The 17,695-nt window shown below is 69.3% G+C and carries 12 protein-coding genes, 1 tRNA gene and 1 pseudogene; 8 read left to right on the top strand and 6 right to left on the bottom strand.

The window, feature by feature from the left end; all coding sequences use genetic code 11:
- Nucleotides 1–2: 2 nt before the first annotated feature.
- The 3 genes from C8C95_RS05095 to C8C95_RS05085 all read left to right on the top strand — a co-directional run bounded on the left by C8C95_RS05095 (nt 3) and on the right by C8C95_RS05085 (nt 3,969).
- On the top strand, nt 3–1,115 hold the full coding sequence (locus tag C8C95_RS05095) for an aldose epimerase family protein (RefSeq protein ID WP_116747873.1): 1,113 nt from the start codon (nt 3–5) through the stop codon (nt 1,113–1,115).
- Nucleotides 1,116–1,194: 79 nt separating this feature from the next.
- On the top strand, nt 1,195–2,178 hold the full coding sequence (locus tag C8C95_RS05090; RefSeq protein WP_243415633.1) for a catalase: 984 nt from the start codon (nt 1,195–1,197) through the stop codon (nt 2,176–2,178).
- Nucleotides 2,179–2,445: 267 nt separating this feature from the next.
- Nucleotides 2,446–3,969, top strand: coding sequence for a DegQ family serine endoprotease (locus tag C8C95_RS05085; protein ID WP_116747871.1), 1,524 nt, complete (start codon nt 2,446–2,448; stop codon nt 3,967–3,969).
- Between the two features lie 51 nt (nt 3,970–4,020).
- Here C8C95_RS05085 and C8C95_RS05080 read toward each other — a convergent pair whose 3' ends face one another.
- On the bottom strand, nt 4,021–4,845 hold the full coding sequence (locus C8C95_RS05080; RefSeq protein ID WP_243415632.1) for an ABC transporter substrate-binding protein: 825 nt from the start codon (nt 4,843–4,845) through the stop codon (nt 4,021–4,023).
- Between the two features lie 253 nt (nt 4,846–5,098).
- A pseudogene (locus tag C8C95_RS05070) lies at nt 5,099–5,335 on the bottom strand (iron ABC transporter substrate-binding protein); the annotation flags it as partial.
- 203 nt (nt 5,336–5,538) lie between these two features.
- Between C8C95_RS05070 and C8C95_RS05065 the strand changes: the two are divergent.
- The 3 genes from C8C95_RS05065 to C8C95_RS05055 all read left to right on the top strand — a co-directional run bounded on the left by C8C95_RS05065 (nt 5,539) and on the right by C8C95_RS05055 (nt 8,908).
- Nucleotides 5,539–6,198: a response regulator transcription factor gene (locus tag C8C95_RS05065; RefSeq protein ID WP_060986931.1), complete on the top strand. Its 660-nt coding sequence runs from the start codon at nt 5,539–5,541 to the stop codon at nt 6,196–6,198.
- A 124-nt stretch (nt 6,199–6,322) separates the two neighbouring features.
- Entirely contained in the window at nt 6,323–7,687 is a 1,365-nt protein-coding gene (locus tag C8C95_RS05060) for an ATP-binding protein (protein WP_116747870.1), read from the top strand.
- A gap of 228 nt (nt 7,688–7,915) precedes the next feature.
- Nucleotides 7,916–8,908, top strand: coding sequence for a 2-dehydropantoate 2-reductase (locus tag C8C95_RS05055; protein WP_116747869.1), 993 nt, complete (start codon nt 7,916–7,918; stop codon nt 8,906–8,908).
- Nucleotides 8,909–8,928: 20 nt separating this feature from the next.
- On the opposite strand, the gene C8C95_RS05050 is transcribed toward C8C95_RS05055, so the two are convergent.
- Nucleotides 8,929–9,420, bottom strand: a complete 492-nt coding sequence (locus C8C95_RS05050; RefSeq protein ID WP_116747868.1) for an Lrp/AsnC family transcriptional regulator — start codon at nt 9,418–9,420, stop codon at nt 8,929–8,931.
- Nucleotides 9,421–9,520: 100 nt separating this feature from the next.
- On the opposite strand from C8C95_RS05050, the gene C8C95_RS05045 reads away from it, so the two are divergent.
- Both C8C95_RS05045 and C8C95_RS05040 read left to right on the top strand, forming a co-directional pair.
- Nucleotides 9,521–10,423, top strand: a complete 903-nt coding sequence (locus tag C8C95_RS05045; protein WP_116747867.1) for an EamA family transporter — start codon at nt 9,521–9,523, stop codon at nt 10,421–10,423.
- Nucleotides 10,424–10,592: 169 nt separating this feature from the next.
- On the top strand, nt 10,593–10,988 hold the full coding sequence (locus tag C8C95_RS05040) for a hypothetical protein (RefSeq protein WP_116747866.1): 396 nt from the start codon (nt 10,593–10,595) through the stop codon (nt 10,986–10,988).
- 119 nt (nt 10,989–11,107) lie between these two features.
- On the opposite strand, the gene C8C95_RS05035 is transcribed toward C8C95_RS05040, so the two are convergent.
- The 3 genes from C8C95_RS05035 to C8C95_RS05025 all read right to left on the bottom strand — a co-directional run bounded on the left by C8C95_RS05035 (nt 11,108) and on the right by C8C95_RS05025 (nt 17,587).
- A tRNA-Arg gene (locus tag C8C95_RS05035) sits at nt 11,108–11,182 on the bottom strand.
- 55 nt (nt 11,183–11,237) lie between these two features.
- Nucleotides 11,238–15,644 carry a translocation/assembly module TamB domain-containing protein gene (locus tag C8C95_RS05030; RefSeq protein ID WP_116750141.1) on the bottom strand — a complete coding sequence of 1,469 codons (4,407 nt, stop codon included), beginning with the start codon at nt 15,642–15,644 and terminating at the stop codon, nt 11,238–11,240.
- Between the two features lie 5 nt (nt 15,645–15,649).
- Nucleotides 15,650–17,587, bottom strand: coding sequence for a BamA/TamA family outer membrane protein (locus C8C95_RS05025; RefSeq protein ID WP_243415631.1), 1,938 nt, complete (start codon nt 17,585–17,587; stop codon nt 15,650–15,652).
- Between the last annotated feature and the right edge of the window lie 108 nt (nt 17,588–17,695).

Here is a 17,695-nt window from a genome sequence, read left to right as displayed (position 1 = left end):
GCATGGCTTTCACACTTTCCCGCGAAGCGTTTCAACAAGAGCTGCACGGCCAGCGCACGGACCTGTTCACCCTGCGCAGCCCCGGCGGCCTTCAGGTGGCCGTGAGCAACTATGGCGCACGCTTGGTGCAGGTGGCGGTGCCCGACGGTCAGGGTGGTCTGGCCGATGTGGCGCTGGGCTATGACAGCCTGCAAGGCTACCTGGACGGCCAGCTCTCCATGGGCGCACTCATTGGCCGCTGGGCGGGGCGGCTGCGTGCGGGCACGCTGACCCTGCCGGACGGATCGCACCGGCAACTGCCCACCAACAGCGGGCCACACCACCACCATGGGGGCCCGCGCGGCAGCCGCTTTCAGGTGTTTGCGGTGGAGCAGGTACAGGCCGATGCACTCACCCTGAGCCACACCTTCCGCACCGAAGACGACGGCGTGCCCGGCACGGTGTGCGTGCGGCTCCACCTGCAGGTCACGGCCGACAACGCGCTGCACATGGCCTGGACGGCCGAGGTGCTGGATGCGCCCACGGTGCTTAATCTCACCGGGCATGCGTTCTTTAACCTGGCAGGCCAGGGCAGCACCCACGGCCACACCCTGCAGGTGCCCGCCAGCCGCTACGTGCCATTGGCCGCTGACGTGTGCCCCACGGGCGGGCTGTCGGGAGTGCAGGGCACGCCGTTCGACTTCCGCCAGCCCCGCCGTGTGGCGGATGCCATCGCAACACCCCATGAGCAGCTGGCTGTGGCGGGCGGGCTGGACCACTACCTGGTGCTGGACGAACAGGCTCCGCCCCTTGCCCCTCCGTCGTCATCCATCACTCCAACGGGCTTGCGCCTGGCCGCGCTGCTGAGCGAGCCGGTGAGCCGCCGTGCGATGGAGGTGTGGAGCACCGCCCCTGGCGTGCAGGTGTATGCAGGCCACGGCCTCAAGGCCGACCCCGCCCGGGACCTGGGGCGTGGAGCGGGGCAGGGCGGCTGGCTGTGGCAGCCGGGCGACGGTATCTGCCTGGAGCCCATGGAGTACCCCGATGCGCCCAACCACGCAGGCTTTCCGGTGCGCTGGTGGCAGCCGGGCGAGGTGGTGCGGGGCGCTATCGTGTACCGCTTCGTCAGTGGTTGAAGGCCCGTAGTGGGGTGGCATGGGAGGCCTGTGCCGCGCTACCATGCCGCCTGGCTTTTAACCAAGGTGGCTCATGCACATGTCCAACGCCCCCAGCACCCAGTGGAAAGAAGTGGTGGCACCCGATGAAGCGCAGCGCTTTGCGGGCTACGCGCGCCAGTTTGCCGAGCTGCAGGCACGCAAGTCGCAAAAATATGGCAACGGGCGGGGCCTGCACCGCAAGCAACTCACGGCCGCGTATGGCCGCCTGGAGGTGCTGGGCGATCTGCCCGCGTTTGCCGCCCAGGGCTTGTTCGCGCGGCCGGCGCAGTACGACGTGCGGGTGCGGCTGAGCAACGGCGGCATGGACAAGGCGGCGGACCACAAACCCGACATCCGGGGCTTTGCGATCAGTGTGCGCGGTGTGCAGGGCGACTCCGCATTGGGCAATGGGCCCGCCAAAAGCCAGGACTTTCTGCTGATCAACCAGGAAAAGTTCGCCTTCCCCCAAAGCGCCGAGTTTGTGGATTTTGTGGTCGCTGCGTCGCACGGCGGCGGTGCGTTGATCAAGTTTCTGGTGCAGCGCCACGGCTTGCTGGGGGCGGCCCGGCAGATCGCCAAGACGGTCAAGACCTTCGGGCGGCCCTTTGGTGGCTTTGCGTCGCATGCCATGTTCAGCGCTGCGCCCATTGCCTGCGGGCCCTATGCCGTCCGTGTGCGGCTGGTGCCCCATGCGTCCAACGGCGCTCCCGTCAGGCAGGTGCAGCACGACTGGGATGCCGAATTCTCCGGCCGCCTGCGCCAGCAAGACCTGCAGTGGGACCTGCAGCTGCAGCCGTTTGTGAACGAGGCCACCACCCCGATTGAAGATGCCAGCGTGGACTGGCCCACGCCCTACACCACCGTGGCCCGGCTCACCCTGCCACGGCAGGACCCCGCCGCCGATGCAGCCCTGGCCGCCGAGGTGGAGGCCGCTGTGTTCGACCCCTGGCAGGCGCTGGCTGCACACCGGCCCCTGGGCGACGTGATGCGGGCCCGCAAGGTGGTCTATTTCGAGAGCCAGAAAGGCCGTGGCGCTGTGTGACCTGCGGGGGGGCTGCGACCAGGCGCATCGTGACGAAGCTCCCACGGTACTCAGAAAAACAGTGAGGGTGTTGAATCCCGGTCTGAGAGCGGCTCACAAAACTCAGCGAAGCGGCCCTGGCGAGGCGTTTCGCCGCAGGCAGTACAACTAGTACGACAAGGCGAGACAACGACGCCAGGGGAGTTTTGTTAGCCGCTCTAAGTTTCGTCTAAGTGTTGGTGCCCACACTGCCCTTCATCGCAACTCCGATTGGAAAGGCACCACACCATGAATACGACAACGCTGACCTCCACCCCCCGTCGCCTCATCCTGGCCCTGGTGGCCGCCGGTGCGGTGGGTGCCACGGGCGCAGGCCTCATCACCGGGCACCAGGCCCGCGCGCTGACCCCGCCCCCCGCCATCGTGGCCCAGACGCCCGCAGCCCCCGGCGGGGCCTTGCCCAGCTTCGCGCAGATCACCGCGCAAAACGGCCCGGCGGTGGTCAACATCAGCGTGACGGGCAGCACCAAGGCCGCGATGGCCGATGACGACGGCGAAGACGAAGGCCAGCCCGCCGCGCGCCAGGGCCGGGCGCCGCAGATGGACCCGAACGATCCGTTCTACCAGTTCTTCCGCCAGTTCGGTTTTCCGGGCGGCATGGGGCCACAGGCCCAGCCCAACGTACCCACGCACGGCCAAGGCTCCGGCTTCATCGTCAGCCCCGATGGCCTGGTGCTGACCAACGCCCATGTGGTCAAGGGTGCCAGCGAAGTCATCGTCAAGCTCACCGACCGGCGCGAGTTCCGCGCCAAGGTGCTGGGCTCTGACCCCAAGACCGACGTGGCCGTACTCAAGATCGACGCCAAGAACCTGCCCACCGTGCGCCTGGGCAGTACTCGCGACCTGCAGGTGGGCGAATGGGTGCTGGCCATCGGCTCGCCCTTCGGCTTTGAAAACAGCGTGACGGCGGGTGTGGTCAGCGCCAAGGGCCGCTCGCTGCCCGACGACAGCCTGGTGCCCTTCATCCAGACCGATGTGGCGGTGAACCCCGGCAACTCCGGCGGCCCGCTGTTCAACGCCCGTGGCGAGGTGGTGGGCATCAACTCGCAGATCTACAGCCGCTCGGGCGGCTACCAGGGGGTGTCGTTCTCCATCCCCATCGAGCTGGCGGCCAAGATCAAAGACCAGATTGTTGCCACCGGCAAGGTGCGCCACGCACAGCTGGGCGTGGCCGTGCAAGAGGTGAACCAGGCGTTTGCCGAGTCGTTCAACCTCGACAAGCCCGAAGGCGCGCTGGTGGCCAGCGTCAGCAAGGGCAGTCCTGCAGAGAAGGCCGGCCTGCAGGCCGGCGACGTGATCCGCCAGGTGGACGGCCAGCCCATCGTCGCCTCGGGCGACCTGCCCGCCTGGGTGGGCCAGGCGCAGCCGGGCCAACAGGCCAAGCTGTCGATTTGGCGCCAGGGCAAGCCGCTGGAGCTGACCGCCACCCTGGGCGACGCCAGCGACAAGGCGATCAAGCAGGCGCGCAACGACGATGCCGTGGGCAAGGGCCAACTGGGCCTGTCATTGCGTCCGCTGGACCCGCAGGAGCGGCGCGCGGCAGGTCTCAATGAGGGACTGGTCATCGAGCAGGCACGCGGCCCCGCCGCTGCGGCCGGTGTGCAGCCGGGCGACGTGCTGCTGGCCATCAACGGCGCGCCCATCAAGGACATCACGCAGGTGCGTGCCGCCATGGCCAATGCGGGCAAGTCGGTGGCGCTGCTGATTGAGCGCGACGGCGACAAGATCTTTGTGCCCGTGCGCCTGGGCTGATCCATGGCCTGCGCCCGCCGTCGGTTGCTACCCAGCGGCGGGCGCTGCGCATCAGCGCGGCAGGGGCTCCACTTCCTTCGTCCAGCGGTCGATCAGGCGCCGGCGCTCGGCGGCCTTGCCGTATTTCTCGAAGTCGTATTTGATGAGCTTCACGTTGTCCAGCGTCGGGATGCGCGGGTCCATCTTGAAGGTCTTGTTGGCGGGTACCTGGTAGCTGCCCACCTGGGCGCCCACGGCCTGGCCTTCGGGGCTCATCAGCCAGTCGTAGTACTTTTTGGCGTTGTCCATGTTGCGCGCGCCCTTGACCAGCGCAATGCCGCCCACCTCGTAGCTGGTGCCTTCACAAGGCGCCTGGGTTTTCACCGGGTACTTGTCGGCCTTCCACTTCTCAAAGTTGAACATGAAGGTGATGCCCACACCCACCTCGCCCTTGGCCACGTTGGGCGCCTGCGCCTGGCCGCTACGGGTGTAGGTGGTGGTGTTCTTGTGCAGGGCCTTGAGGTAGTCGAACGCCTTGTCTTCGCCCATCAGCTGCACCAGCCCCGCGATCACGGTGTAGGCCGTGCCGCTGGAGGCGGGGTGCGAGATTTCCACCTCGCCCTTGTACGCAGGCTTGATCACGTCGGACCAGCACTGCGGCTCCGGCAGCTTTTTCTTCTTGAGCGTTTCGGTGTTGTAGCCAAAGCCGATGGCCGAGCTGTAAAAGCCCCCCACCTGGTGGCCCGACATGGCGTACTGGCGCACGCTCCAGCCATGCAGGTCATGCAGATAGGCGGGGCGGTATTCGGCCAGCAGGCCTTGCTCCGCCGCCTGCAAGAAGGGGTCGCCCGTGCCGCCCCACCAGATGTCGGTTTTGGGGGGGGAGAACCTGTTCAAAATCTTTTCGGGGATCGCATTGGAGTGCAATCGGGATGAGTGGATGCTTCGGGTGCGCCGCATGGGCTCGTGCCCATGCAAGCAGCCGAGGCGTTCAATCGCCCGATTTCACTCCAACCCTTCGGGCAAGTGCCTTGCCGGGCGGTCTCCGGCGTTGCGGCGCTTGCCGATAGCACGGGCTATCGGCAGCGCACCGCGCCTAGCATCCCATCCCGGCGAGGTACTTGTGCGACCCCGAAAAGATTTTGAACAGGTTCTTAGCCTCGGCGCGCAGTTGCGCGGCGATCTCGCCCGTGCCCTTGTGGGCCTGGTTCACCTTGATGCCGGTCTTGCGGGTGAACTCCTTGGCGGCTGCTTCGCACCAGGGCGCGTCGGTGCTGCACAGCGCGTTGACCACGCCCTGTGCCTGGGCGCCTGTGGCAGACAGCGCGGCCAGCGCAATGGCTGCAGCAACGTGGTGGAGAGGGGGGAATGCCATCGAAATTGCCATCGGTCTTGCTCCTTGTGTTTTGTGGTGGTGGCCCGGCCCCTGGGGCGGGCGGTGTGCGCGTGGCGCTTTCATTGTGACAGTGATGTGTCAAATTTAAGTCGTTCTGGCAGCCCGGTGCTGCGCCAGCGCCCATGCCGCCGCTATCCTTGGCAGCCAGCCCATTTCCTGCACTCCTGACCGACCGACCTTTCTGCCCCCTTGCCATGCGCCTGCTGCTTGTTGAAGACGATTCCATGATCGGCGAAGCCGTGCTGGACCTGCTGCGCGCCGAGCAGTACGCGGTGGACTGGGCGCGCGATGGCGACGCGGCCGACACGGCACTGCGCACCCAGGCATACGACCTGGTGCTGCTGGACCTGGGCCTGCCCAAACGCGATGGCCTGGCCGTGCTGCGCGACCTGCGCGCCCGCAAGAACCGCACCCCCGTGCTGGTGGCCACCGCGCGCGATGCCGTGGCGCAGCGCATCGAGGGGCTGGATGCCGGGGCCGACGACTATGTGCTCAAGCCCTACGATCTGGACGAGCTGCTGGCCCGCATCCGTGCCCTGCTGCGCCGCGCAGCGGGCCGTGCCGAGCCGGTGTATGAACACCAGGGCGTCAGCATCAACCCCGCCACGCGCGAGGTCACCGTGCGCGGCACACCGGTGGTGCTGTCGGGGCGCGAATGGGCGGTGCTGGAGCCGCTGATTGCGCGGCCCGGCATGGTGCTGTCGCGCCAGCAACTGGAGGACAAGCTCTACGGCTGGGGCGACGAGGTGAGCAGCAACGCGGTGGAGGTCTATATCCACGGCCTGCGCAAGAAGCTGGGGCCCGAGCTGGTGCTGAACGTGCGCGGGGTGGGCTACCTCGTGCCGAAGGCATGACCCCCCTGAGCGGCTTCGCCGCTTCCCCCCAAGGGGACGACAGCCTTTGCGGCGGGGCGGCCCTTGCTGGCTGCCCCCGCGCAATCTCCCGCCCTGAGCATGCGGCGGGGATGGATGGATAGAGATGAAGAACGTGCCAACCACCTCCTGGCGCAGCGCGCTGCAGTCCATGCTCCCGCGCTCGCTGCGCATGCGGCTGCTGATGTTTTTGCTGGCCGCCATCGTGCTGGCAGGCGCAGTGCAGGGCGCACTGGCCTACCGGGGCGCGCTGGACGAGGCCGATGCGCTGTTCGACTACCACATGCAGCAGACGGCGCTGGCCTTGCGCTCGGGTCTGCCGGTGGATGCCCAAGGCCTGGGCCCGGGCCTGGACCCCGAGGACGAGAACCACGAGTTCATCGTGCAGGTGTGGACCAACGAAGGCCTGCGCATTTTTGAATCCGCTGTAGGCGCCGCTCTGCCACAGATTGCCGTGCTGGGCTTCACCAACGTGCAGGCGCGCGGCGGCACCTACAGGGTGTTCTCGATGCAGACGCGCTCGCAAGTCATCCAGGTGGCGCAGAACATGGCTGCGCGGCGCGACATGGCCCGCAGCCTGGCGTTGCGCACGCTGGCGCCGCTGGCCATCATGGCGCCGCTCTTGGTGCTGGCCGTGTGGTGGGGCGTGAGCCGGTCGCTGGCCCCGGTGGAGCGCGTGCGCCGCCAGCTGGCACAGCGCCAGGCCGACGACCTGTCGCCCGTGAGCGATGCACAACTGCCCGATGAGGTGCAGCCGCTGGTAAGCGAACTCAACCTGCTGTTCGAGCGCGTGCAGCACGCGTTCGAGGCCCAGCAGCACTTTGTGGCCGACGCCGCGCACGAGCTGCGCTCCCCCCTGGCCGCACTGCGCCTGCAACTGCAGGGCCTGCAGCGTGCGGGCGACGACGCCGCGCGGGCGGCCGCCATCGAACGCCTGTCGGCCGGCATCGAGCGCGCCACGCGGCTGGTCGAGCAGCTGCTGACCCTGGCCCGGCAGGAGGCCAGCACGGCCGTCAACGATCCGGTGGACCTGCGCGCCACGGCGCAACTGGCGCTGGCCGACGTGGCCCCCGCTGCCCAGGCGCGCAGCATGGATGTAGGCCTGCTTGAATCGGACGCCGCCACCGTCACCGGCAATGCTGAGGCCCTGCGCATGCTGGCCCGCAATCTGCTGGACAACGCCATCAAATACAGCCCGCCTGGCGGCCAGGTGGACCTGCAGGTGCGCCGCGAGGGCGACCACGCCGTGCTCACCGTGGAAGACGGCGGCCCCGGCATCGCCCCCGAGCACCGCGAGCGGGCCATGCAGCGGTTTGTGCGCGTCACCGCCGACGGTGCGCCCGGCAGCGGTCTGGGTCTGGCCATCGTGCAGGCCATCGCCCAAGGTCATGGCGCCACCGTGGCGCTGGACAGCTCGGCGCGCCTGGGCGGCCTGCGGGTGACCGTGCGGTTTGCGACTCCCAAGCCCTGAGCTGTGTGATGCCCTGTTTGCTATTAATTGCATAGCTGTTGAGGCATATTGCACTAGCGCTATCGGCTCAAAATCCCTCAAAAGTACCCGCTGAGTGCTTCAGAGCGCCTCGTCACGTGCGCGCCACGCCGCAAGGGGCCTGCCCCGCACAATGCGGGGGTAGCGCGCAGGCTGTGCCGGTTCCTGGTCCGCCTGCGTCCACTTCCACCACCGTACACACGCATCGGCATGAACTTCATCGTTTTGGGCGCAGGCGCCATTGGTTGTTATGTGGGTGGGCGCCTGGCCGCACATGGCCAGCCGGTGTGCCTGGTGGGGCGGCCGCATGCGCTGGAGCCCATCGCGCTCCGCGGTCTTCAGGTCACTGACCTGGACGGCTTTGACCGCACCGTGCCCATGTCCGCACTGCAACTGGCTGCCACGCTGGCCGACGCCGCGCCCGGGGTCGACAGCATCATCCTGCTGTGCGTCAAAAGCGGCGCCACCGAGTCTGCCGCGCGCGAGCTGGCGGCGACCTGTGCGCCCGGCACCCCGGTGATCTCGCTGCAAAACGGCGTGGACAACGTGGCCCGCATCGCCGCCTTGGCGCCCGGCCTGAACGTGCTGGCGGGCATGGTGCCGTACAACGTGGTGCTGCGCGGCGCGCAGGTGCACCGCGCCACCGCGGGCCATCTGCAGCTGCAGCGCGACGCCGTCACCGAGCGCATTGCGCCCCTGTTCAACGCCGCCGGCCTGGCCACCACGCTGCCGCCAGACATCCGTGCCGTGCAGTGGGGTAAGCTGCTGCTCAACCTCAACAACCCGGTCAACGCGCTGTCCAACCTGCCCCTGCGGCAAGAGCTGCTGGACCGCGACTGCCGCCGTGTTTTTGCCGCGCTGCAGACCGAGGCGCTGCGCGTGATGGCGCGCGCGGGCATCACCCCCGCCCAGGTCACTGCCGTGTCGCCCACGCTGCTGCCCCATGTGCTGCGCCTGCCCAACTGGCTGTTCACACGACTGGCAAAGCGCATGCTGCAGATCGACGCCACGGCCCGCTCGTCGATGTGGGACGACCTGGAGGCCGGGCGCGTGACGGAGATCGACGCGCTGTGCGGCGCCGTGGTGCGGCTGGCGGCGCAACAGGGCATGGCGGCACCGCTCAATGCGCGCATGTGCGAGCTGCTGGGTGGGCCGCGCCAGCGCCTCACGGGCAAGCAGATGCGCCAGATGCTGGGGCTGTGATTGCGGTTGTGGCTTCGTGATCAGGCCACGGTTGCTGTGCTGTCCAGCGGCACGCGCAGCCCGGTCTTGAGGCTGGCCAGCGCCACCGAGGTCCGAAAGCGCTTGATGTTGTCGTCCCCCTCAAACAGCCGCCGCGTCAGCGCCTCGTAGTCCGCCATCGACGCCACGTTCACCACCAGCAGGTAGTCCGCCTCGCCCGTCACGCTGTAGCACTGCTGCACCGCGTCTTCGGCCGCAATGCGCGCGCGCAGCGGGGCGGTGCGGTCGGGGCGCTCGTTGTCCAGGTGCACCTCCAGCACGATGGTCAGCGGCTTGCCCACCTTCACCGGGTCCAGCACGGCCACGTTGGCGCGGATCACGCCGCTGTCCTTGAGCCGCTGAATGCGCCGCTGCACCGCAGGCGCCGACAGGTTGACGGCCTGCGCAATCGCACGCTGGGGCGTGGTGTTGTCGGCCTGCAGGATGTCGAGGATGGCGAGGTCAAAGCGGTCAAGTGCTGCTGGGGTGGCCATGAGGGCTCCTTGGAACAGGCTGTCTGGGTGAGCGAAAGTTGCGCGCAAACCCCGAAATTCGAGTCAAAAGCACGCTGGGGTCGCACTATATTTTCAGCCCATGAGCGCTTTCCCTCTCCGTTCTCTTCTGCACCGTTTCTTTCCCTTCCTGGCCGTGCTGGGCTCCGTCACTGCGTTGGGCATCGGCACCTCGTGGGCCAAACACTGGTTGTTCCCGGTGGTGGGGGCGCAGGGCACGACCGCCGTGCGCGTGGGCTTTTCGGCGCTGCTGGTGTTGCTGCTGTGGCGGCCCTGGCGTTGGCACTTGTCGCGCGCGGACGCGCGGGCCGTCATGCTGTACGGCGCGGCGCTGGGCGGCATGAACCTCATGTTTTACATGTCGCTGCGTACCCTGCCGTTTGGCCTGGCGGTGGCCATCGAGTTTGCGGGACCACTGGCGGTGGCGATCTGGTCATCGCGCCGCGCGGTGGATTTTGTGTGGGTGGCGCTGGCCATCGCCGGCCTGGGCATGCTGCTGCCGCTGGGGCTCAACGGCAGCACGCTGGACCCGGTGGGCGTCTTCTACGCTCTGGGCGCGGCCGTGTTCTGGGGGCTGTACATCGTGTTCGGCAAGCGCGCCGGGCACCTGCACGCGGGGCATTCGGTATCGCTGGGCCTGCTGGTGGCTGCGCTGGTGGTGGTGCCCGTGGGCGTGGTGCATGCGGGCGCGGCGCTGCTGTCGCCCGCCGTGCTGCTCATTGGCGTGGCGGTGGCGGCGGTGTCCAGCGCCATCCCGATCTCGCTGGAGATGATGGCTTTGAAACGCCTGCCCAAGGAGGCCTTCGGCATCATGATCAGCATGGAGCCCGCCGTGGCCGCACTGGTGGCCATGGCTCTGCTGGGCGAGCACCTGAGCGCGGTGCAGTGGCTGGCCATCGGCTGCATCATGGCCGCGTCGATGGGCAGTGCCATGACGGCTACGCGGCCCGCTGCTGCTGACCGCACGGCGCCGCAAGTGGCCTGAAGGCGCGGGCTGGCGGAGCGGGGCTGCCAAGCGGGTGGTGCCATGGCACGGCGCATTGCCTGACAGGCGTGCGGTCTGCCGGCTGGCTTGATCGGTTGGGTTGCAGGGTTAAAAAAGGACTGTGACGGCACCCCCTTGGCGCCGTCGTTCCCTGTCCAAGGAGCCCATCATGAGTCCCTCTACCACCCCTTCCACTGCGGCCACCGCACCCGTGGACGAAGACCTGGCCGAGCAAGCACGCCCCGGCTACGGCATCCCATCGCAAGACCCCCGAACTGGCGCCCAGACCGCGCTGGAGCCTGAAGACGCAGAGCGCGAAGCCCACTCCGCCCTGATGGGCGGCGGCATGATGGCCGGCGCCGCAGCCGGTGCCGCCGTGGGTGTGGCCGTCGCGGGCCCGGTGGGTGTTGTGGTCGGTAGCACCTTGGGCGGCATTGCCGGTGCGCTGGGAGGTGCCGCTGCGGGCACCATGGTCAGCCCGGACGAGCCTTTGCCCGATGCTGTGGAAGGCGATCACCTTGCGCAGTCTGCGCGAGGGCGAGCAGACAAGAGGGACTCGAAGTAAGGCAGCTAGGACGGCCATGCGCCGATTGGGGCAGGGGGCGTATTGCGTGCGGATGCTTCAGATTTGATAGCTGCTAGCGCATATTGCACTAGCGCTTGCAGCCATTTTGGCTATGAAGCTGGTCCCCTCGACAGGAATCGAACCTGTATCTAGCGCTTAGGAGGCACTCGTTCTATCCATTGAACTACGAGGAGGCAAGGCAGCCGCGCATTGTAGTGGCGCGCGGGTGCCTCCCTGGCCGGTTGCGCCTCAGTCGTACTTCACGGTGTAGATGATGTCCACCGCGCTTTTCTCGCCAGTTTGCCCGCGCAGGGTGAGGCGGCGGGAGAGGTCGTAGAAGATGTACAGCGTGCCCAGCGTGCCCGACAGGCTGCGCTCATAGGTCACGTACAGGTCTTTGGACAGGCGCTTGCCGAAGGTGAGGGCGGCGGCGCTGGCGTCCTCACCCGTGGTGGCGCCGCGAAAGCCGATTTCGTCTAGGCCCAGGCGGCTGGCGGCGTTGGCGGTGGGGCTTTGGCCGCCGTTGCGGCCCAGCAGCGCCAGCGCGGCTTGTTGCAGCACGGCCGCTTCGGCGCCTCCGGCCGAGGCATTGCGGCCCAGCACCACCCACGACAGCTTTTCGGCATCGGGCAGTTCCGGGTCGGAGTACAGCGTGACGCGCGGCGCCTGCGCGCTGCCCGTGACCTGCACCCCCGCGCGCACGCTGATGTTGGGGCGCAGCGCCAGGATGTCGAGCGAGGGGTTGTTGTACGGGCCGTTGAAGCGGATGAGACCAGTCTCCACGTCCAGCATCTGCCCCCAGGCGCGGTAGCGGCCCTGGTCGGTGCGTACTTCGCCGGTCACGCGGGGCGGGGCGCCGGGCACGGCGCTGCTGCGGATGTCCACCTCGCCCGTCAGCCTGGTGGTGATGCCCTGGCCTTGCAGCGCAAAGTCGCGCCCCAGGTTGAGGGTGATGGCGATGTCGGGCGGCTTGGCGGTCTCTGCCTGCGCGGCCACCTGGTTGGCCTTGGCGGCGGCTTGGGCCTTGGCCTGGTCTTCGCGGTCCTTGGCGGCGGAGCGCACGACCACGTCCGAGCCCAGTCGCGGTGCGGATTCATCGGGCAGGATGATGGTGGCGCGGTCGGTGGTGAGCTTGCCGCGCAGGCTGATCTGGCCCTGCTGCAACTGGGCCTGCAACTGGCCCGACACGCTGACCTGCCGGTCGGCACGCACCAGCACTTGCAGGGCCTTGGCCTCGGCCTGCAGGGACATGGTGATGCCCGACAGGCCAGTGCCTGCCGTGGCGCTGTCGCCCCAGGCCACACGGCCGGTGGCGGTCAACGTGCCACCGTCTTGTGCTGCGGCCGTGCGGTTGCCGCTGAAGCCTGCAATGCGCGCGCTGCTGCCCCGCCCGCCTTGCAAGCGGAACTCGGTGATGTTGAGCTGGTTCCCCTGCAGCGTGGCGCGCAGGCGGCCGCCTTGCAGGTCCACGCCGTCCACCACGGAGCGCACTGCCATTTCGTCGGCGCCCAGGGTGCCCGCCCAGCGCGGCGCATCGCGCGTGCCCGACAGGGTGGCGCTGGCATCCAGCGTGCCGCGCACGCGCCAGCCGGGCGGCGCCAGCGCAGACCACACGCCCACGTCAGGCAGTCGGGCGCGCAAGGTGCCGGCCAGTGGTGCGTCGGCAGGCCAGGTGATCGGGGCATCGGCTTTGGCAGCGGACAGACGCGTGCTGGCGGTGGCGTCGATCTCGCCCGCGCGGTCGCTGGCCCAGAGCAGGCGCGCGCGCAACGTGTCGCCTTCGGCGGTGACCGTGATTTCTGCCTGGCGCACACCGGCGAGCGTGCCTGGGGCGCTCGATGCGCTTGCTGCACCTGATGCACCTGCAGGCGGTGTGGCTGCAGTGGCCAGCACGGTGGTGGCACCTGCACCGGTGCCCTGGCCGCTGCTTTGCACCGCTGTGACGGCCGTGGCATCGCCCGCCAGGATGCGCAGGTCGCCACTGGCACGGCGCAGGCTGGCGCTTGCGCGCAGGGCGTCGCCCGTGGTGTCCACACTCCATTGCCCATCGAGCACGATGCTGCTGGCCAGGCCCATGCGCGCAAGCAGCGGCTGCGCGGGCCGGCCTGCGGCGGCGGGGGTCTCGCCCAGGCCCAGCGCATCCACCCAGGCCATGGGCAGGCCCTGCAGCGTGCCCTGCGTTTGCAACCGCGAGAGGGCGTTGGGTGCCGTCGCTGCTGACCATTGCACCGGCGACCAGCGCAGGGTGACGGTGCCCGGCAAGGGACCGGTGATGCGGGCCTGACCGGCTGATGCCTGCAGGCTGAGGGAGGTGGTGGTGGGTGATGGTGCCGCACGCCCACTGGCCGGTGACGGGGGGGCGCTGGGGGTAGGTGCGCCGGTGCGCACGGTCAGGCCCAGGGGCTCTGCCAGTTGCAGCGTCCACGGCCCGGGGCGCTGCGCTGCCTGGGCTTGCAGGCGCAGTTCACTGACTTGCAGCTGCCATTGCCCCGCGCCTACCATTGTGCTGGCAAGGCGGGTCTGTACCGCCGCCTGCGCGGCCTGGGGCGCTGGTGTGCGGACCTCGCCGGTTAGCGCCAGAGAGGCCTGTGCCAGGTTGCCACCCAGTTCGGCCTTGAAGGCCCGCAGTTGCAGGGCTTGCCCGGCGGAGGTGCCGCCGCTGGCATTGCTAGTGGCGGGGAGTGTCAGGTCCAGCTGGGGGGTGTTCAGCGTGGCCTGCAGATCAAAACGGTCGGGGTTGCGGGCGGCTGCGCTGTGGGCGGTGGCAGTCTGAAGTTGCTCCGTCAGTGTCTGCCAGCCGCCCTTCCAGCGCGCGGTGATCTGTGCCGTGCCCTGGCCGCTGGCCCCTTGCAGAGCGCGCTGCACGGCGGTGCCCACCACCGGCAGGCCCGCCAGCCAGCGCTGCGTGAGCGCGGCGTCGGCCCACTGCACCTGCAGGTCGCCCGCGCCGCTGCGCGGGGCCAGCGTGCCTTGTGCCTGTGCGTTGGCGCCGGGCACTGCCAGGGTGACCTTGCCCTGTGCAGACTGCGTGCCCAGTGCGACCTGCAGCCCGGTGGCTTCCACGCGGGCCTGCAATGCGTCCAGCAGCAGGCGGTCCAGCCGCACCGTGCCGCCGTCGGTGGCCTGCCAGGTGCCTTGTGTGCTGAAGGTATTGATGCGCAGCGGTGCGCCCGCTGCACCCGGGGTCTTTGCGGTTGCCGTTCGCGCGGCCGTGCCGGTGTCTGCCCGCACATCGGCACTGAAGCGCACGGCCTCTCCCTGGGTTTGCGCGGTGACGCGGCCGGAGAGCGGGGCTGCAGCCAGCAGCGTGTGCAGGGCGTCGGGGCGCAGCGCGCGCAGGGTCGCCTGGCCCTCCAGCGCGTGGGTGGCAGGGGTGTAGTGGCCCTGCGCGGTGATGCTGCCCGTGCCCGCCTGCAGGGTGGCGCTGGGCACGGTCCAGCAGGTGCCGTCGTAGCTTGCGCTGGCGTCCAGCGCGGTCAGGGGCAGGCGGGTGGTGTCCCAGGGGCCAGGCAGGTCGTTGCGCAGCGCGGCCTGCAGGCTCCAGCCTGCTGTGCCTGACGTGCCTGCGCCGCCGGATGTGGGCCCGGCTTGCAGCGTGCCGTGCAGCTGCGTGACCGGTGCCTGCGGCCACAGGGCCGCCAAGTTGACGGCGCGCAACGTGGCGTTGGCGGACTGCAGGGGTTGCTGCGTCCAGGGTGCCAGCGTGGCGGCCAGATCAGCCTGCATGGGGTCGGCAGCGGGTGCAGGGGTTGTGCGTGGGGTAGGAGGTTTTGATGCGCCCGGTTTGCTGGCGGGCGCGGCTGCGGGTGGTGTGGCGGCTTCGCTGGTCGGCTCGGGCTTCAGGCGTGCCTGCAGTTGCAGCTGGGCGGCGGCGGTGGCCAGCGTGCCCTGCAGCGTGGCGTGGGCGCCCACCTGCAGCGCAGCGCCGCCCCCGGGCACGGCGGTGCGCACAGTGCCGTCCACGGTGGCGTCCAGCGCCATGGGGGCTTGTGCGTCCAGCGTGGCGCGGGCGCTGTACTGGCCCTGGGCCAGCTCCACCGCGCCGATGGTCAGGCGGTGCTGGCGGCCATCAAACCGGTAGTCGCCCGCCAGGCCTTGGGCTTCCACTGCGGGTGACCCGGCCCACAGCAGCTGGTTGATCCGGAACGGCACGCCCAGCTCCAGCGGCAGCACCAGGCTGGTAAGGGGCGTGGGTGGCGGCTCGGGTATGTCAGTGGGTTTGGGCTGGGGGGTGATCGCCACGCGGGCGGCATGCACCTCGCCCAGCTCTAGGCGGCGCTGCAGCAAGGGTGCCAGCTGCCAGCCCAGGCGGATGTCGGTCACTTCCACCGCCAGGGTAGGACTGCTCCAGCGCAGCCAGCCAATGCGCCCGCCGCTGCGCAGCGAGCCGCTGACATCGCGGCTCTCCAGCTGCTGGTTGGCGGGCAGGTATCGCGCTGCACGGGCCAGCGTGGTGGCCAGTGATGTGCCGCTGCCCGCCCACCACCACAGCAGCGCGCTGGCCGCCAGCAGCAGGGCCACCAGGGCGACCAGCAGCCAGCCCAGAGCCCGCAGCACGCGCGGCGCGCAGGGCGCAGGAGGGCGTGGGGCCGACGAGGACCCGGCGCTGAAGTCCGATGCGCGGGCGCGGGGTGTGGGAAGGTGCGGGGCGTTCATCGCCATCAGAAGCTGAACCCCAGGCGCAAGTGCAGCCGCACTTCCTTGGTCTTGACGCCGTAGGCCAGGTCGGCCTGCAGCGGGCCCACGGGGCTGCGCCAGCGCACACCGGCACCCACGCCCACGCGCGGGCTCAGGTCACCCACCTTGTCGGCCACGGCGCCTGCATCCACAAACAGCGTGCTTTCCCAGTCGGTCATGGCACCCTGGTAGACGATGGGGCGCTGCCACTCCACGCTGCCCACGGCCAGGTAGCGGCCCCCATAGAGTTGCCCGTTGTCGGTGCGCGCGCCGATGCTGCGGTAGCCATAGCCGCGCACGGTGGTGTCGCCGCCCGTCACAAACAGCTGCGTGACGGGGATCTGTGCCCCCTCGCGCGCCAGCACGGCGCCTGCCTCGGCCCGCAGTGCTACGCGGGCATTGCGGCCCATGCCTGCATCGTCCTGCACGCGGCCTGCGGGTAGGAAGGACTGCCACCGCACCAGGGTGCGCACAAACGGGTCGCGCTCTGGCCGCAGGGTGGTGCCCAGGCCCAGCTCCACCGCCAGGCCATGGCCCCGGGTGGGGGCGGTGAGGCTGTTGAAGTAGCGGCCCGTCCACCCGTAGTTGATGCTCAGGGCCGTGCTGGTGTCGGAGGGCGACCGCGTGTTGTCAGTCAGCCCCTGGCTGTTCGCATAGTCGTACTGCAGAAAGTAGTTGCGGTCGATGGCTTTGGTGCTCTTGCTGCGGCCCGCGCGCAGACGGCCGCTGTTGACGTCGTAGTCGCCCGTGGCCTCGCGCAGCACCTGGCCGCCTGCAAACCAGCGCCAGCCGTTGTCGTTGGGCAGGTCCGTCCATTCGGTGTTGGCGAGCTTGGTTTCGCGGTCCAGTGCGAGTTTGGTCACCGCGCGCCAGCCGAGCACAGGCATCTGGTTGTGGATGTGCTCCAGTGACAGGCGTGCGCCGCTGTCGGTCGAGAAGCCGGGGCCGAACACCAGCTTTTGCAGCGGGGCCTCGCGCACCTGGGCCACCACGGGGGCGGCCTGCGGGTCGGTGCCTTCGGTATCGAGCGTGAGGAACACGGCATCGTAGTAGCCGCTGCTGGCCAGGCGCAGCTGGGCGTCCAGCATGTCGGCTTCGTCATACACCGCACCGGTGGGCAGGCGCGCCAGGCGCCGCGCACCGTCGCTGTCGTAGCGCTGGCTGCCCTGCACGCGCAAGGGGCCGAAGCGGTAGGCGGGGCCGGGGTCGTAGCTCACTCCCAGCTGGGCTTCGTGCCGGTCGGCATCGATCTCTGCCCGGCTGTTGGCGATGTGGGCCGTGGGGTAGCGCCGGGCCTGCAGCTGGCGCAGCCCGTCGGCCTTGGCGTTGTCCCAGGCCGATTGGGTGAAGGGCTGCCCGGGGGCGAGGGACCAGTTGCGCTGCAGGCGCTGCTGCCGTCGCGCCAGGTTGTCTTTGTCGGCATCGTCGGTGCCCGCCACGGTGATGTCGGCACGGGCAATGCGGGTTTGGGGGCCGGGCTCCACGGTGACGGTGACGGTGCGGGGCGCGCCCTTGCGGGTACCGGCGGTTTCCTGCGCCTCCGTCAGCTCCACGGTGATGGTGGGCGCGAAGTAGCCCAGAGTGCCCAGCAGTTCCCGCGCATTGGCATCAGTGGCGCCCAGCAGGCGCTGCAGCTCGTTGGCCTGCAGGTCGGGCAGCTGGCGAAAGCGCTGCAGCTCCAGGTGGCGCTCCAGCGTCTCGCGCACCGCGTCGGGGGCGTGCACCACCACGTCAAACGACGCCGTGCCATCGCTGGCGGCGGTGCTGGCCATGTCGCTGCGCGAGTCACCGGTCGTGGGCTCGTCGGCCCGTGGCAGCAGGCTGCAGCCGCTCAGGCACAGTGCGCCGGAAAGCAGCAACGCCGACCACAGGGCCGGCGTTGGGGTGGTAGCGGTGGCGGAGCGCAAAACGCGGAGAGGCACGGCGCGGAAGGATATGTCAGGGAGGTCGTATGGGGGGGCGGACAAGCCTGCCAGCCTGTCCCATTCATCCCCGACTATGCCCTGAAACGGAAGCGCTCCCTGTCGGAC

It is taken from the genome of Acidovorax sp. 99, from assembly GCF_003096455.1.
Taxonomy (GTDB): Bacteria; Pseudomonadota; Gammaproteobacteria; order Burkholderiales; family Burkholderiaceae_C; genus Acidovorax; species Acidovorax delafieldii.
The sequence above is the reverse complement of the archived record's forward strand: the minus strand, read 5'-3'. Positions and strand labels throughout refer to the sequence as shown.